Below are 17529 nucleotides of genomic sequence, written 5' to 3' on the forward strand. Positions count from 1 at the left end.
GAAGTAGAAGTGCTGGATAATCCTGCCACGGTGTCGGGAGACCCCCTGCTACCGGGATTTATCCTGCAGTTAGAGGCGATTTGGTAGGCAATTGCGAGTTGATGAGAAGCGGTGCAGATGACTTTTCGGGGCGGGTTTTCGGTCAAGTTTCGCCGCGCTTATTTCAACATACCGTTTTTCAAAAAACTTATCGAAAAATGGGATAATTTATTCCTAAAGAAAGAGGAATTAGACTGTCATTAGCCTTAAACTGATGAGAGATGTAGAGGGTTGTGTTAAATTTTACGATGCAAAAGAACAAAGAACTGTTGCGAGTGATTCTGGCGATCGCGATCGCGGTGGTTGGGGTGTTGCACTTTGCCCATCCCACCCCCTTTGTCAAAATCGTGCCCAGTATTCTGCCCCACCCACTGGCACTGGTTTATATTAGCGGATTCTTTGAAATTCTCGGTGGGATTGGATTATTAGTTCCCCCAGTTGCGCCAGCAGCAGCGTGGGGGTTAATTGCCCTATTTATTGCCGTATTTCCGGCGAATATTAACATGGCGGTGAATCACATTCAGATTGCCGGGGTGCCAGATTCGCCGATATTTCAAGCCATTAGACTTCCCTTTCAGGCGGTGTTAATTGCTTGGGCGTATTGGTACACCTTACCGAGCGATCGCGAAATTCAAGCCTCCATTATTCCCAAGCACATTCTCGCCAAATTCGGCTGGTAATTCAAGAATTCTCTGCCGCAATATTAGCAGAATCCGAGGGCATTTCCTCTCCTTCTGGCTCCACAATGTCGAGATGTTGTTCTAAGATTTGCAAATTGCGAATGTTCGACTTGTAAAAGGCATCAAAGATGTCGCCGAATAGAGGAATTGTGCCGATCGCCGCTTCTAAAGCGATATTGTAAATCATTTTGCCCAGGGCTTCGCGCGGGAGGGAGAAGCGCGCCGCCAAAAACAGAATATAAGTGGAAAAAGCGGTGGCAATTAAATCGCCCAAACCGGGAACCAGACCGATAATCGGGTCTAAACCAATGCGAAACGGCGTGCCTGGGATGCGAAAGGCGGTATCCATCAGGCGGCTGAGTTTCCGAATGCGGGTGAGGGTTTGTAAGCGTTGTGCAGTATTCATAATCATCTATTATAGCAAAAAAACCCGACGGGCGTTTTATCGATAAACGAGAGAGAATTCTCAAAATCGTTCTCGAGCGCGTTGCAGGTAAATTTGTGCCACGCTATCTTGTGGATTAATTCGCAGACAATCGGTTAATCGTTGCGCGGCGGCTTGGAAAGACTGTTGATTGTAAAGCATCAAGGCTTCCTCAAATAAATCGGCAGTAGCCAGTTTGCCTTCTCGAACTGGCGAATCATCGGCATCAAACACTTCATAGACGGTAATAAATTCTGATTTTCCCTTCACTTTTACCGTGTCTATGGTGCGGATATGATAGTCGGCGGGATTTTGCAAGCGGGATAAAGTTTGGTGAGTAATTAACAAGCAAACCCCATAGTTTTTGGTCAAACTTTCCACCCGAGAGGCTAAATTTACCGCATCGCTAATCACGGTACTATCCATGCGGTATGAACCGCCAACAGTTCCCAGCATCAGGGAGCCGGTGTTGATGCCGATGCCATTTTGAATCGGACTGTAACCGGAATTCATGCGGTGTTGATTGTATTCAACCAGTCGGTTTAGCATAGAAATTGCGGCTTTGACGGCATCATCGGCACTGCCTCCAAATAGCGCCATAATGGCATCGCCAATATATTTATCGATAAATCCGTTATTTTCGATAATTGCTGGTTCCATGCGGGAAAGATAGCTATTGATAAACCGGAAATTCTCTTCCGGGGTCATGCGTTCGGAGAGGGTGGTAAAATTGCGGATGTCGGAGAATAAAATCGACATTTCTTGTTCCACAGCGTCGCCGAGTTTAACCTCGGCAATGCTTTCGTAGCCCAGGAAGGAGAGAAATTCATTCGGGACGAATCGGCTGGCGTTATCGGTTAATTTTAATTCGTTTTCTAAGGCAATTTCTAAATCGCAGTTTAGCTTAAAAAGTTCTTCGATAAACTGTTGGCGTTCGGTTTCGGATTTTTTGCGATCGCTGATATCTTGAAAAGCCACGATCGCATAGGCGATTTGGCCGCTTTCATCATAAATTGGTCTTCCCCACACTTCAATCGGAACCACCCGCGCTTCTTGGTGAACTTCCATATCATCAACGGTCATAGTTTTGCCGTTCAATGCCTGCAATAAGGGGTCGCGTTCTTTCGGATAAAGTTCTTGCCCGCCGGCGAGATAGGTTTGATACACTTCGCGCAAGCGATCGCCCCGGGCATCGCTGACGGTTCCTTTCCCGAGTAACTCTTTAGCTTTTTGATTGATGTAGCAGGGTTTGCCGGTGGTATCCACCACAAACACCCCCACAGGCATGGCTTCTAAAAACTGCATTAACCGATTTTCATTGGCATGGAGTTGGGCAATCAGAGCAGATTGTTGCCGATTCAACTCTTCCAACTCCCGATTCATTTGCTGCAACTTTTCATTTTTCTCCGCCAACTTTTTATCTTGCAAATAGCTATAAATCGCTTCAGAAACCGTTAATTTTAAATCTTCGGCTTGCCAAGGTTTGGTAAGATACCGATAAAGTTTGGCATAATTTATAGCATTGCCCACCGCCTCAATCGTCGCCTGACCCGTCAGCATCACCTTGAGGGTTTTTGGCGACAGCAGATGCACCCGCCGTAAGAGTTCATCTCCCTTCATATCCGGCATCAAGTAGTCAGAAATAATCAGGGGGATTTCATATCCATCCTCGAGTAATTCTTCGAGTAACTCTAAGGCATCCTCACCGCCTTCAGCCAATTCGATGAGATATTTTTTGCCCAGGGCCGCTTTTAATTCGGCTTTTAGGCTGGTGAGGACGGTTTTTTCATCATCGACACAGATAATTACCTGTTTGGTCACGGTTGGTTGGTAGTGGTTGGTTTGCGGTTAGTTCAGAACCGGAAATCCATCGGGCAGAGGGAAATCAGTCCCGAGAATCGCCGATGAGAAACGGGCGGATGGCGATTTTTCTCCCCATAAGTCAAGCCATCGGGGCAGAAGACCCACCCCGATCGCCGATTTTCTTCATTTTATTCTACGCAGTTTTACCCCGGTTGTGACAAACCGGATTTAATCGCCGCCACTAACTCCGCTTCAGACCAGGGTTTGAACAGACAGCAATGCAGGTTTGCCTCCCGTTGTGCCCGGGCGATCGCGCTTTCATCCGCTTGCCCGGTAAGCAGGATTTTCACGATGTTGGGAAATTTCTGGTGGACGCGAACCAGAAACTCATCTCCTTTCATCCCTGGCATCAACCAATCCGAAACAATCAAAATAATGCTCAGTTCATCCTCGTTTAGTTCGTCAATTACCTCTAACGCATCGTCCGGATCTTCGGCAACTTCGTAAAAATAAGCATCTCCAAAAGCACTTTTCAGTTGGGTTTTCAGACTCTGCAAAACAAGTTTTTCATCATCCACACATAAAATCACTGGCTTAGACATTGGCCAACTCCTCAAGCTGTTTTTATCGGAATCGACAGGGTAAATGTGGTTTGCCCTGGTTGACTTTCTACGTTAATTTTACCCGAATGCTTTTCCACAATTTTTTTCACGATATCCAAACCCAAGCCGCTGCCCTCTCCGGCGGGTTTGGTGGTAAAAAATGGATTGAATATTTTCGGCAACACCGCTTCGGGAATCCCTTTCCCGCTATCGGTAATGCTCACTTGAATGTCCGCATCTTGCTGACTGACGTCAATGGTTAAGGTGCCGCGATAGTCCATCGCTTGCAGGGCATTATGCACCAGATTCGTCCAGACCTGATTCAGTTCGTCGGGATAACACAACATCGGCGGAATTTCTGCATAGTTGCGAATCAATTCGACGTTATGTTTTAATTGATTTTGATAAAGCGTTAACACGGTTTCGATCCCTTCGATCGGATTGGAGTAGGTCATTTCTCCTGAATAATCGTAGCGGGCATAGGTTTTTAAAGCAAACACCACTTTCGAGGCTCTTTCTGTGGCGGTGTTGATGGTGTCGGTTCCGCGTTGCAATCCGGATAATTTATATGCAATGTCTAATAAATGAGCGCTATCGGGTCTTTTTAATAAGGGTAAAAATTCCTCGATGTTCTCATAAATCGTCATATCCACCAAGGTATCGGCTAACACATCGGCATCTTCTATATCGTGGGATTCCAGTTCTCGAATTAAAGCGCGTTTTGCTTTTCTTTCTTCTTTAGCGGTAATGGTGGGTTTTTCCTCCATTGAGGTTTGCAGTAATTTTAAAAAATCCTGCCCTTCCTCTGGGGAAAGAGATTGAAAAAGTGCGGGTAATTGTTCCAGGGTTTGATGCAAAAATTTTGCCATATTGCCCGCCGTGGAACGAATGGCACCGAGGGGGGTATTGATTTCATGGGCAATTCCTGCTACTAACTGCCCTAATGCTGCCATTTTTTCCGATTCAATCAGTTCTTTTTGGGTGGTTTGCAGTTGTTGCAAGGTGTTTTTTAATTCTTCATTTTTTGCTTGCAGGCTTTTTTGCAGCAAGCGGTTTTCCAGGTGGGTTTGCACGCGGGCGAGCACTTCTTCCACTTGAAAGGGTTTGGTGATGTAGTCGATTCCCCCAACGCTAAAGGCTTTTACTTTATCTAGGGTATCGCTTAATGCGCTGATAAAAATAACGGGAATATCCCGGGTGGTAGGGTCTGATTTGAGCTTTTCGCAAACTTCATAGCCATCCATCTGGGGCATATTGATGTCTAGCAGCACTAAGTCGGGGGGGGAAAGTTGCACCGCCGAAAGGGCCAATTTGCCATTGGGCGTGGGGCGGACTTTATAGCCGCGATCGCTTAAAATTCCCACTAACAATCGCAGGTTGGCTGGCGTATCGTCTACCACGAGAATATCGGCTTTATAGGTGGTTTTTTGGGCTGAATCCATAATTTTTGCAGGGTAGGTTCCAGGGGTTTGCTAGAGTATAGATGTCGGTTTGCGCGAGGATAGAGGCGGGTTTATCCACCGGGATTTCCGGGGAACAACCGTGGGACAAACCCGCGCAGACAGAGAACTGATGAGGTGAATTATAACCGAGATGAGCTAGATTGTTCCTCGGGTTCGGGAATTAAATTTAACAGGCGATCGTATTCAAAATTATCCAGGCATTCGGCGATCGCCTGGGCGAGGGGCGCATTCTCGGCGCGAATGCCTTCGATTAATTGGTCAATGAGCTGCAAGTCTCCTTGTAAAATTGCTTGTTTCAAGTTAACGATCGCCTCCACGGGAAGGGTGGCGATCGCCTCTGCAGTCAGTTCCTCCCCGCCTGCATTTGTCGCCCCATCTCCGCTGGCGTCATCGTCATAAATATACCGCACGCCAATATGTTTGTTCATCGCTGCAAATATATCCGCTTCTCGGAAGGGTTTTCGCATAAAATCATCGCAGCCCGCCGATAAAATTACGGCCCGTTCTTCTTCCAGAACGCTAGCAGTTAAAGCAATAATTGCCGTGGCTTGACCTTTGGTGGTGGATTTAATATATTCTGTGGCTTGATACCCATCCATCACGGGCATTCGCATATCCATCCAAATCAAATCCGGTTCCCAATCTTCCCAAACCGCGATCGCTTCATTTCCATTACTCGCTTCGCGCACTTCAAATCCCAACGGTGTCAATAATTTCACCAACAATTGACGGTTAAGCGCTTTATCATCCACTACCAAAATTCGATAGCGCGGTTGATTCGGTTCCAAGGCGATCGCATGGCGAGTGGGTTGACTCCCGCTTTCTACTTCTTTCCCCTCGACCATCTGCACTTTAATGTCAAACTCAAATGTAGTACCGGAACCCACCTCGGAACTCACAGTCATATCGCCGCCCATTAACTTAACAAATTTCCGACTAATTGTCAATCCCAATCCAGTGCCTTCGTGAGCTTGTTTTCCGGTTTCGGTTTGCACAAAAGCTTGAAATAAGTTTTTTAAATCCTCCGGAGAAATTCCCGGCCCAGTATCTTCAATTGCAAAGTGCAGCCATCGCCAAGGCGTGGCTTCTGTTGAGGAGGAATCATTGGGCGCGGCTGTGGGTTGGTTCGGGTTCGAGTCCCCGAGTTCTACGCGCAGGGAAACCCCACCCACTTCAGTAAATTTCAGGGCATTATTGAGTAGATTAATTAAAATCTGGCGCAATTTCACCCGATCCGTGCGAATGAATTGCGGCAGGTTTTCAGCGCGATCGCAGAGCAATTGCAATTTCTTTTCATCTGCTTTCAATCGGAACATCTCCCGCAAATCATCAAGCAGCCGATATAAATCAAAATTGCTTTCATTTAAAGTCGTGCGTCCCGCCTCAATTTTAGATAAATCTAACACATTATTAATCAGGGTCAGTAAATGTTCCCCACTGCGGGTAATAATCCCCACATCTTCTCGGTGTTCCGGCGGTAAGCTCGAACTGCGATTCATCAGTTGAGCGAAGCCGAGAATCGCGTTGAGCGGAGAGCGCAACTCGTGGCTCATATTGGCCAAAAATGCGCTTTTCGCTTGGTTCGCGGCTTCGGCTTTTTCTTTCGCCAGTTCCAACTGTTCGTTAGACTCAGCCAGTTCTGCAGTGCGTTCTCTGACGCGAGTTTCTAACGTTTCAAACGACTCTCGCAGTTGACGCGCCATACTGTTAAAAGACTTCGCCAATTCGCCTAATTCATCGCCTCTTTCTACGGAAAGCGTTTGCTCCCAATTCCCGTTTGCTAGTTGTTTTGCGGCGCTATTTAAACCTAAAATGGGACGCACGATTAAGCGTTGAGTGGACAGCCATACCACGATCCAAGCCAGGACTAGAGTGAGTAAAAACGTGCCGATCGCAATACTTTTTGCTTGCCCTTCGCTTTCTACCACAGAACTGGCATCTAATTCAATGGCGAGGATGCCTTCTAGGCGACCAAATAAATCGGCGATCGGCGCATACCCATATAACACCACCTCCCCGGCTGAATTTTCCTGTAGTTCGGTTTCGATCGCCGGCGTTGTGATGTTCTCCAAACCCGAACGCAGCAAAGGCGTAATATTCGAGAGTGGCTCGCCAATTTCGGTGGTACGTTCTGAATTATAATTCAAGTCGTGTACGAATACAATTTGCCCATTTTCTTCCTGGCGTAAAGTGTATATTCGCTTGATTTTCGGCGAGGCTTCTTTAATATCCGTTAGCCTGGTTTGATTGATATCGTAGTACGGACTTTCTCGGTCTTTGGGAGCCAGAACTAAAGCGTGATAGTCCACATCAATTTGCGGGGCAGAGAGGCTGATAATATCTTGCAATCGCTCGCGAATGGCTTGCCTTTGGGTGCTTCTCAGTTGCAGGTAAAGACTGCCCGATAATGCCCCTGCGGCGATGCTAATTAATACGGAATAAGCCACCGTCAGTTGCACGCTCAAGCCCCAACGGTGCGATCGCGGTTTTGGCGAGTTATTTTGCCGTTGATTCATGTTGCTTTACTCCACAGTTAAGGGGTGAGTCCGAGACTGGCGCGATAGGCGGCTAATTGCGCCTCTCGACCAATTTCGTTGGTTATTTCTTCCCATCCCGTTTCGATTTCTACCATTGCTTCTTCCGTGGTAATCAGACCACCCAGAAAATCTACCAGCACTCTATCGAGTACCACTTGTTGATAGCGTTGGCTTTGAGGGATGCGTAATTCTAACACCATATTGGGATTCTTGAGACTGACTCCGATCGCGCCTAAGTATTTACTCGCAGCTTGCGCGCTCATTCCGGCGTTTTGCCATGCTTTTCGGCTGGTAAATTGCGAGATGCGATACGGATTCATTCCGGTTTCCCCCCGGGTAACGTCGATATTCGATTGAGCCGGTTGACTCATGTAGGAAAGTAAAGCATAACCGGCGGATTTTTTGTCAGTATCCACGCCTGCATTAATGGCTCCAGACCACCCGCCAAATGCTGCATAAGGGGCGTGATTGATGCCTTTAATGGCATAAGGACAAGTGAATTTATCGCAAGCGACTAATTGACCCGTTTCGCGATCGAGTACATTGTCGCTACCGGGTAACATTACCGCCCCCACTTTATCGATAACTCGAGAGCGATCGCGGTCAATTGCGAGAGTGCCAATATCCCCCCAATCAATAGTGAGGGCACAGCGCCCAGAAATAAACAGCGATCGCGTGTCTCCCACATCCCGATATAATTCATCCGGCGGACCGTAATTGCTGGTGTCTCGATAAATTTCCAAGGCTTTAGCAAAGGCTTCATTATTCACTAACGGACTCATGGTTTTGGGGTCGAAAAATGCTCCCTGTTTGGTGCCTTTGCTTTGCACGAATGCACTGGCGATCGACCAAAACATCCAATAAGATTGACTCTCGGGTTTTTTAGAAATACAGGAACCATAATCGGATTCACCGTCATTGTTGAGGTCGCGATTGTGAAATTGTTTCGCGATCGCCAAATACTCTTCCCAAGTTTGCGGCGGATTGAGTCCCGCTGATTCTAACAAATCCGAGCGATAATACACCATCTGAAAATCCCCGTCTAAGGGAATGGTATAAACTTCCCCTTCATAGGTGGCACTAAATTGGCGAAAGAAAGGAGCCACATCATCCCATTGAATGCTCGCATCTTCTACCACGCGATCGCTTAAGTTTTCCAAATATCCCCCTTCGGCATAATCCACTAACCATTGCGGGGCGAAAATCATGGCAGTATATTCATTTTTTCCCTCGGTGAAATCGTCCATAATTTCTCGATAAAGTTTATCGAACGGAATATTGACGATGTTCACCGTAGCTCCAGTTAGCTGCTCGAAATCCGCCGCATGTTTGGCTAAAGGTTCGGCGATGGTAGGGGGAGTGCGCGCCAACACGGTAATCGACACGCCATCAAATCGTTCTGGCTTTTGAGGCTCAGTTTGTACCGCTTCGCTTTCATCAGCAGCAGCGGGATTAGGGGGAGAATTGGCTTGCAGATTTCCACAAGCGGAAGCGGCGAGGGTCAGTCCGATCGCCGCTAATATTCCCGGTATTTTATGATAGCATTTTGACCAATACATAGCCGATACTTACATCAATTTAACTCGTTAACAGGCAGAGCATGGTAACGCTTTACCCGAGGTTATGCTTACCCGTAAAGACGCGATTAATCCCGTCTTTACTCGGCTCAGTAATTGCCACTTTTGCTGATGATAGTTTTATTTGAATACAAAAATTAAGGAAGAGTTCTGGACTTTAGGGCTGCGCCGGAGACGCACTGTCTCCGACGAAGATATCTTGCCCTAAGCTTTTAAGAATTCGGCGACGTTTTCCGCTTTAGGTTGAGCGGCGATCGCCCCGGGTTTCATCACGGTTAATGCACCCACAGCGGTGGCATATTCCACGATGGATTGAGCGGTTTTGGCGTCATCCAAGCAGTTAATGCCTTGTTGGCAAAGTTGATGAAGGATGCCCGCCGTAAAGCTATCCCCAGCGCCAGTGGTATCTTCCACTGTAACATCAAAAGCGGCTCGTTCTCCCGTATTTCCAGCTAACCAATACCAGCAGCCTTTTTCTCCCGCCGTGACTAAAACGCCTTTAATTTTAGAGCCGAGCTCGGTGGCGATCGCGGTGGGGTCGGTGGTGTTAAATAACCATTGTGCTTCCTCGTCAGTGAGTTTGAGAAAATCTACTTTTTTGACGAGTTCGCGGATCGGTTCGAGGGCTTCACCGGGGTTGAGCCAAAACATATCTCGGCGGTTGACATCGAGAAAAATACGGGTATTGTGCTGCTGTGCTAACTCGATGGCTTTGGTGACGGCTTGACGACTCTGGGGATAGGCAAGTTCCAGGGTGCCCACCACCAAATATTCGGCATTTTTGAATAAATCTATCGGCAATTTATCGGCGCTAAGGCGCGTGTCGGCAAATTCCGTGGGCGCGCGATCGCCAAATCCGGCAAAACTGCGATCGCCGGCTTTATCGCGCACTACATACACGATCCGCGTGGGTGCGCTGTCGTCGCGCTGTACCCCGGTGCAATCCACGCCCACTTCGTCTAACAGGTTCACCAAGGTTTCCCCGGGTTCGTCTTTTCCGATACAGCCGATAAATCCCGCCGAGGTGCCCAATTTTACCAACGCACAAGCTACATTTGCCGGTGCGCCCCCGGGATAATCGGTCCATGAGTCCACCTGTTCTAGGGGCAATCCCGGGCGATCGGATAAGCGATCGAACAACATTTCTCCCATGCACAAAACGCGCGGCTCGGTCACGATTTTTCTCCTTATCGATTTCACAACAACGGATTGACTCCACGGTACCCCAGCTCTAGCGCTTTTTGGGGCGCTTTACTTGGCTTGCCGTTTCTGTCTGTAAATCCTTTCTACGAAGGATTTTTGTAAATTTCCGGATGGTATTCTTAGCAGATTAAACAATTTTTCCGCAATTGACAAATCCGCCATTCTTCTCAAATTTTTCCCAAGGGTTTAGCCGCTGCTTTTGATGTCCTCAAAATCGCCAAAATCCCCGAAAATATCTTGACATTTATCATAACTGCTGCTATCCTGTAATTTTTGTAATAATTTTCGGGGGTTGACCTCACCTCAACTTGACTTCCCCTGCGCCTTTGTGCCCCCCAGAGAGGGGGTGGGAAGGTGGGTAAAATTAGACCCTCGAATTCGTCACATTTCTTAACAACCGACCTGGATTTTTTGTCGATTAAAGAATATTTTCTTTCGGGGCGGGTGTCATGGGCGATCGCGACCCAAAACCACAAGCCGAATCCACCTACCCCTCGTGCGAGGCTCCTTTCCCCACCCTCCCTTCGCAAATTGCTAACTTACGAAACTGGGGGAAAAAGCTGACTAAAACCGAAACACGGGACGAAAACGCACGACATAAATCGGGTCATTTTCATCATTATGATTGGGATTAAATGCCGCATAACTCCCGAATGCTAAATTGATGTTATTCGAGAGGGGATAGCGGTATTCTAAGTCTAAAACATACCCCGTGTCCGGGTCTGGTTCTTTGACATTACTGCCGCTGGTTCCTGTCAGTTTAGGCGGCATTCCAAAAGCCGCTAAAAACACACTGCCTTCTTTTCCTAAATCCGGAGCGGCAAGATTAATAGACCAACTCCAGATATCCGCATTGGCAGATTCTCCCGCCTGGGTGTAAGCATGAGAATATCCCACAAATCCGCCCACATTCAAGCGAGAATTGATTCGCCAGTTGCCTTGAATGCCGAAATTATTGGTAGAGTTGGCGCGGTTAAAAAAGGGATCGGCGGCGCTGTTACTTCCAGTAAATCCAGATAAATCGTAGCCATCATTTCCTCCTTGGTAAGAATGAAGATAGCTTAAGGATAAATTAACGGCATTGTTGACCTCTACATTGAGTTGTGCTGCTGCCGCATAAGCCCCATTAAACAATCCCAAATTCGGTAACGGCGTGGCTGCAGTTCCGGGGGTAAAGTATCCGGTATCCAGACCGATCGCGTCGCTGATGCGGATTTTGGCCCCCAATCGCGGTCCGCCGTTGGTGGCATACACGCGATAAATTAAGGGGTTGTAGGTGTTAATCAGGGACAAGGCATCGGCAGCATAAGGCTGAGTGGAGGCAAAGTCGAAGATTTCGACAAAATCCCCGGTGGTGCCGATCTGGGCCATAACGCGATCGCCAATGGGAAAGTTATACAACAACTGATTGAGCAGTACGGCATTGTCGCTGTTTCCATCATAGTTGCGGTTGGCAAACCGGGTGCCAGTGGCGGCAGCTAAACTGGCCATATTTGCCGCTTCAAAGCGGACATTCAACCGATCGCTGCCGGTGAAACTGGTATCGAAGGAGAGACGGGTGCGCTGCGACAATGTGAGGTTTTCGTCTAACGGGCGATCGCTGTCGGCTTTGCGATCGCCAAAGGCACTTTCTAAGGCGATCGCCACTTCTCCCCGGAACATGGTGGTGGTGGAAAACTGCGTTGCTTCCAGTTGTGCGGTTCGCACTTCTAAGGCATCGGTGCGAGACTGGAGGGCGCTGAGTTCGGCAGCAAATTGCTCTTGCAGGCGCGCGATCGCTTCGAGTTCTTCCGGGGGAAGGGTTTCCTCGGCCCCGATCGCCGCTACAATTTGTTCCAAACAGGCATTGAGTCCCGCCGCAAACTCGTACCGGGTTAAGGCGCGGTTCCCCCGAAAGGTGCGATCGGGATAGCCGGAAATACAAGCGTAGCGCTCTACCAACGACTGCAAGGCACTAAATGCCCAGTCGGTGGGTTGCACGTCGGATAGTTCGGAGAGGGGGGTGATTTGACTCAGGTTTCCCCCCGCTTCCCCTTCCAGGTGCCCGGGCAACTGGGCAATTGTGAGATTTGGCGGGAAAAACGCGCGATCGTGCCCCTCTGGCGCTGGAGTTATCGCCCCTAGGGCTGACTCGCTCAACGCCATCCCGGAAATTCCCAGGAGAATCGCCCACAAGGGCGGGGAATTTCTGAAGATAAACCAGAGACGGAAAAGCAGTAAGGTTTCCTGAGAAACCTGACGGGTAATTTTGGCTAGTAAATTGGAATGAAATGTGACTGACATGCAGGCGATCGCAATAAACGACTGGCAGATGCTCCCCGTCTCGCGATGCCCCCCGATCGCACGAAAAATCTGCCATTTTCCCTACCCACCCAGGGGCGGGACAATGGCTGACATTATTTTGACATACTCTATTTTATTTTACCGCCATCGAATTGTAAAGATTTGAGTCAATTTTCCCCTGATTTTGTTAAGCTTTCCTAACAACGCGCCTCCCCAAAGTGACTGGGACGCTGTAGTTTTCTCTCACCTTGGCGCTGGAACCCTCCGCCCTGTAGGTTGGAATGCGATCGCTATCCCGGAAGCGCGATCGCATTTGGGCACCTATTCTTTTTCTTCCCGATAGCCCAATTCTGCCAGCCGAATGCGCGATTGTCGCCATTTGGGCTGAACTTTAACGAACAGTTCCAGATAGACTTTTCCAGCAATTAGTTTTTGCATTTGTTCCCGGGCAGCCGACCCAATTGCTTTGAGCATTTGTCCGCCTTTGCCAATAATAATTCCTTTCTGAGACTTGCGTTCTACATGTATTTTCGCAAATACGCGGGTGATTTCTGGCGCTTCTTCCACTTGTTCGATACTCACCGCCACCGAGTGCGGCACTTCTTCCCGGGTTAAATGCAAAATTTGCTCGCGAATTAGTTCGCCCATGATAAACCGTTCTGGTTGGTCGGTAATTAAATCTGGGGGATAATAATACGGACCGGGTTCTAATCGATCGGCGAGGGTTTTTAAGAGGTTGTCTAGCCCTTCCCCCGTGAGGGCGGATAATTTCGCGATCGGCCAATTGTGCGGTGCAGCCATCTCTCGGTAGCTCTCATCGATGGCTTCGGGACTTTGTGAGTCCGGCGCGTCGGGCGATCGCCGGTCGATTTTATTTAATGCGAGAATTGCTGGCGTGTCGGTTTTGCCCAGCAGGTCGGCGATAAAGCGATCGCCTCTGCCCGCCGGCACCGCACCATCTACCACAAACAATACCACATCCACCGCATTGATGGCATACCGAGCATTTTTCACCAGCACTTCCCCTAATTGGTGGTGCGGTTTGTGGATGCCCGGCGTATCCACAAAAATAAATTGGGCTGATGGCGTGGTGAGAATGCCTCGCAGTCGGTTGCGAGTCGTCTGCGCCACGGGAGAGGTAATGGCAACTTTTTGCCCCACCAATTGGTTCATTAACGTGGACTTGCCCACATTCGGGCGTCCGATAATCCCAATAAATCCGGATTTGAATCCAGCAGGGGCTTCGGGAATCAGCGTGTATTCTGATAAAGTCAGGGGTCTGTCCTCCTAAATACGACTTTCCGATTGGCGATCGACTTGATTTTATTTTAATCTATTCCGGCAAGTCGGCTTAACCAAAACTTTTCCGTTGCTTAACTCGACCTTTAAAAAGCCAGGCAGGATCGTGACTGAAAATCCCGGCAACTAACCCGAAACCCTTATCCCGGTAACGTTTCTTGCTTTTCCTATTTCTCCCCCGCGAGAGTCTGTACTGTCGCCGGTTGGCCAAATTGTTACAAAATTGCAACATTTCGAGACACTTTAAAAAAGCGATGCTAGAATCGAATCGAAACCGAAAAGCATCACCTGGTAATAAGGATATAATGCGATGAATCCCTTTGCAGTTTTAATCGGCCTGCTTCAGGATCGGCACACTTTTTTGGAACACATCAAAAAAGGCATCAAGCTGGATAATAAAATCATCTCATTGCTGATATCTAGTGCCGTATTTTTTGGAATTTATGGGCTGATTATTGGCTCTTCACATAGCTGGATGCAGGCAATTTCGTCGTTTTTTAAATTGCCATCCCTGTACCTGCTGACTCTGCTGATCTGTTTTCCGACTCTCTACATTTTTAGCACTATCTTCGGGTCGAAGCGATCGTTTAAGCAGTATTTGACTTTGCTGATGACTGCTGAAGCGATTATGAGTGCCATTTTGTTTGGCTTTGCCCCAGTGACGCTATTTTTCCTAATCAGCACCCAGAGTTACGAGTTTTTCCTGTTGCTGAATGTGGCCATCTTATCCCTGACTGGATTTCTGGGAATTAAGTTCTTTTATGAAGGGATGCAGATGCTTGCCGAACCGGAAATTCCCGGCCAAAAAACCCGCACCCAACTGTTACAATTTTGGTTGTTGCTGTATGCATTTGTTGGCACGCAGATGGCATGGACCCTCAGACCCTTTTTCGGATCGCCGGGAAGCTTTCAACTGTTTCGAGAGCTAGAGGGTAATTTTTATCTCAACGTCTTGCAACTAATCGGCAAACTCCTGGGCTATCAGTAAGCTAAATCTGAATGACGCCGAAGATGGACTTGTGCGCGCACTTTATTGCTGAATCGATACGGGATGACAGGAGGAGAAACGAGCGATGGACTCAGATCTAGAGCGACTAACGATTAAAGAAAGTGAAGTAGAGGCGATCGGGGGAGTCGATGCCAACAATATTTGGTTTGGCATTGCCTACCGTCCTTCTCTCCTCCAAGAGGGTAAAAAACTGATATCTTTTGTCCTCACCCAGTTTTTTATCTTTTGCCTCATCTTTGCTTTACTCACGCCATTCGGGATTATGATGATTCGCAATTCCGGCTTTTCCGGTTACGATATGAAAGCCACCGCTTACTTTATCAGCGCCACAGGCGGCATTGCCGTAATCTTGATGTTGGGTCTCAATCTTTATCTGTGGAAAAGTACCCAAAAATTCGAGACGTTTTTAAGTTTTCTCGATGAAATCCAAAAATATAATGAAGTGGTGCAGTCGGTGGATGTTATCGATAAAATAGAAGCGGCTGGCAACCTGGGCGTGGGGGTTAGCGATCGCGAAGAAGTCATCGAAGCCCTCCGCGTCACTCGTCAAAGTTTAATCAACAGTTTGAGAACCGAAAGAATCCTGCGGGAAAATAAAGGATTAATCGATAAACGGTACGAATTGTTTGCCAATATTGAAAATAACTTAGCCACTTTGCGTGGATTGGCAATTAGCGACGAAGCCAGCGAATATGGGCGCTTGTTAAATCAAGCTTTAAAAATTGGCTTGAGCGTCGATCGCGAAATTCAACGGTTGCAAAATCGCCCGTTTAATTAACAACCCCCCGAAATCGCTGTTCACGGCACACCTCCCGCGCCAATATACTGCCTCGAAATCCCTGTCATCGGTTTTGTGATAATACTATGCATAAATATAGGGGCGGCAAATCCACCCCTATCTCAAATTTAAACTGGCGCGATCGCTGCAATTACAGGGATTCTGGATCGATTCCCCGCGCCCGGAGTCGTTCCTTCAGCGCGTCTAACTCCAACCGTGCAGATTCAGCCCGTTGGCGCTCTGATTCAGCCCGTTGGCGCTCTGATTCAGCCCGTTGGGCTTCGAGTTTAGCTACCTCCTCTGGTAACAGCACTAAGTTCCCCTCGCGATCGAAAAACCGCCACCAGATAGCTTGTTCCTGTTGCACCGTACCTTCCCAGGTTCCCAACCATAATCCTAGGGACTCGCACCACAACCAACCGCGATCGCTCTTGCTCAGCTCCTCATATCCTTGCCCTCCTAAATGCCATCCCCGCAAGGAATCCGGCGCAAAGGGGTCATATACAAAATAGTCCCGGGTACTAAATACCCGTTCGTAAATCTCCTTTTTCCGCCCCGTATCCTCCCGGACCGTAGAAGGGGACATTAATTCTACGATCGCATCGGGATAGCGTCCCCCTTCTTCCCAAACCACCCAACCCTGACGTTCCTTCGTCCCATCTACATCAAGGGTAACAAAAAAATCAGGTCCTTTAAAATCCCGATTGCAGGCTTGTTCGCTACTAAAATAGACGAACATATTGCCCCCAGTAAAATAGTCTTGCCGTCCCGCAAAAGCTTGATGCACAGAGGCAATGAGCAGATTCATTGCGATGCGATGGCGATTGCTTTCCAAGGGTTCTCCATCATCAAAAATTAAATCCGTTGGCGGCATTGGGGGAGTCCATTCCTCCCCCCCCTTGCATGGCCGTTGACGTTTTCTGGGTGAGTTCTGCAGACATAAAATTCCCCCCAATCACTGACTTCTCATTCTATTATAGTGGCTAGAAATACAGCAATTCATCTGACGACCGTTATATGCACTGACCCACGAAGAACTGCGGCAATCGATGCCTTGCCCCTGCGCGATCGCCCCGCACCAAACCACCAACAAACTGGCGATCGCAGCCATCCCAATCGGAGGAATTTTTCTCCAGTTCAGATATACATCAAATTGGTTATTCATTTGTGCATTTGACGTCTGGATTTTACCATTGTCACCCTGCGACTAATCTAACATAAATTGCCAATCAAAGCAATCGCAAGCCTTCTTCTCTGACGCACGGATATTGCCTTTTCATTCCTCCAGGCACCCCGTAGGAACAAGGCATTGCGGTTTCCTCGCCTCTTGCGATCGCCCCGTTCTAATTGTACTAGAATATCCCAAGTAATTTTTCTCACTGAAAAAGAAGCGATCGAAGGATTGTTGAAAACGCTAATCACCGCAGTCTGGCAGTCGCAAAGGGAGTCATTTTTGTTCCTATTCCCCCGACTTCAGCTATCAACTCTGCGACTATCTGGCGCGCCTGTATCTGGAACCAGCACCCACAATAGTAGCGCCCTGAAAGCGAGCAAAACAAGGGTCGCACTCCTCACAGAGAAATGCGACGCCTGCGAAATAAATGCTACTCTAACACGACTGCAACCAAGTCGCTAAATCGCCCACTTCCGAGAAATCTAATAACGCCAAACTCAACTCTTCTAGCTGAGATGTTGATAGTTCGCGAATGCGTTCTATGACCTCGGGTTCAAGTGTCCCGAATCGACGATTTAGCTGACGCATAATCATCGCGATCGCCTCTTGTTTTTTCCCCTGCTCGAGACCCTGTTCGAGACCCTTTTGAAGGATATCT

At 48.1% G+C, this 17529-nt stretch carries 15 protein-coding genes; 3 read left to right on the top strand and 12 right to left on the bottom strand.

All coding sequences use genetic code 11. The annotated features are described in order from the left end of the window. Positions 1–287 precede the first annotated feature (287 nt). The gene (locus LKK83_RS06240; RefSeq protein ID WP_324630088.1) at positions 288–719 is read left to right on the top strand and encodes a DoxX family protein; all 432 of its coding nucleotides are present in this window, start codon (positions 288–290) and stop codon (positions 717–719) included. Between the two features lies 1 nt (position 720). On the opposite strand, the gene LKK83_RS06245 is transcribed toward LKK83_RS06240, so the two are convergent. From LKK83_RS06245 to era, 9 genes are all read right to left on the bottom strand, one after another. Continuing rightward, positions 721–1125 (bottom strand): DUF4112 domain-containing protein, encoded by a 405-nt coding sequence (locus tag LKK83_RS06245; RefSeq protein WP_324630089.1) that lies wholly within the window; start codon positions 1123–1125, stop codon positions 721–723. Between the two features lie 60 nt (positions 1126–1185). After that, positions 1186–2964, bottom strand: a complete 1779-nt coding sequence (locus LKK83_RS06250; RefSeq protein ID WP_324630090.1) for an adenylate/guanylate cyclase domain-containing protein — start codon at positions 2962–2964, stop codon at positions 1186–1188. A gap of 185 nt (positions 2965–3149) precedes the next feature. Then, positions 3150–3548 carry a response regulator gene (locus tag LKK83_RS06255; protein WP_324630092.1) on the bottom strand — a complete coding sequence of 133 codons (399 nt, stop codon included), beginning with the start codon at positions 3546–3548 and terminating at the stop codon, positions 3150–3152. Between the two features lie 11 nt (positions 3549–3559). Beyond that, complete coding sequence (locus LKK83_RS06260) at positions 3560–4990, bottom strand: hybrid sensor histidine kinase/response regulator (RefSeq protein ID WP_324630093.1); 1431 nt, start codon at positions 4988–4990, stop codon at positions 3560–3562. Positions 4991–5130: 140 nt separating this feature from the next. After that, a complete protein-coding gene (locus LKK83_RS06265; RefSeq protein WP_324630095.1) occupies positions 5131–7527 on the bottom strand; it encodes an ATP-binding protein in 2397 nt (798 codons plus the stop codon). A gap of 17 nt (positions 7528–7544) precedes the next feature. Next, positions 7545–9107, bottom strand: coding sequence for an ABC transporter substrate-binding protein (locus tag LKK83_RS06270; protein WP_324630096.1), 1563 nt, complete (start codon positions 9105–9107; stop codon positions 7545–7547). A 222-nt stretch (positions 9108–9329) separates the two neighbouring features. Continuing rightward, entirely contained in the window at positions 9330–10301 is a 972-nt protein-coding gene (locus LKK83_RS06275; RefSeq protein WP_324630098.1) for a carbohydrate kinase family protein, read from the bottom strand. A gap of 591 nt (positions 10302–10892) precedes the next feature. Further along, positions 10893–12611, bottom strand: a complete 1719-nt coding sequence (locus LKK83_RS06280) for an iron uptake porin (protein ID WP_324630100.1) — start codon at positions 12609–12611, stop codon at positions 10893–10895. A gap of 321 nt (positions 12612–12932) precedes the next feature. After that, a complete protein-coding gene (gene era / locus LKK83_RS06285; RefSeq protein ID WP_442957287.1) occupies positions 12933–13784 on the bottom strand; it encodes a GTPase Era in 852 nt (283 codons plus the stop codon). Between the two features lie 436 nt (positions 13785–14220). Here era and LKK83_RS06290 point away from each other — a divergent pair, with 436 nt between their 5' ends. Both LKK83_RS06290 and LKK83_RS06295 read left to right on the top strand, forming a co-directional pair. Further along, positions 14221–14898, top strand: a complete 678-nt coding sequence (locus tag LKK83_RS06290) for an actin-binding WH2 domain-containing protein (protein WP_324630101.1) — start codon at positions 14221–14223, stop codon at positions 14896–14898. A gap of 85 nt (positions 14899–14983) precedes the next feature. Continuing rightward, positions 14984–15697, top strand: coding sequence for a hypothetical protein (locus LKK83_RS06295; protein WP_324630103.1), 714 nt, complete (start codon positions 14984–14986; stop codon positions 15695–15697). Positions 15698–15848: 151 nt separating this feature from the next. On the opposite strand, the gene LKK83_RS06300 is transcribed toward LKK83_RS06295, so the two are convergent. The 3 genes from LKK83_RS06300 to LKK83_RS06310 form a co-directional block, all read right to left on the bottom strand. Further along, entirely contained in the window at positions 15849–16571 is a 723-nt protein-coding gene (locus tag LKK83_RS06300) for a Uma2 family endonuclease (protein ID WP_324630105.1), read from the bottom strand. Between the two features lie 81 nt (positions 16572–16652). After that, entirely contained in the window at positions 16653–16862 is a 210-nt protein-coding gene (locus tag LKK83_RS06305) for a hypothetical protein (protein WP_324630106.1), read from the bottom strand. 444 nt (positions 16863–17306) lie between these two features. After that, a partial coding sequence (locus tag LKK83_RS06310; RefSeq protein WP_324630107.1) for a DUF4351 domain-containing protein occupies positions 17307–17529 on the bottom strand: 223 nt, incomplete at its 5' end.

Origin of the sequence: Phormidium sp. CCY1219 (assembly GCF_035615515.1) — a bacterium.
In the GTDB taxonomy this organism is placed as follows: domain Bacteria; phylum Cyanobacteriota; class Cyanobacteriia; order Cyanobacteriales; family Laspinemataceae; genus CCY1219.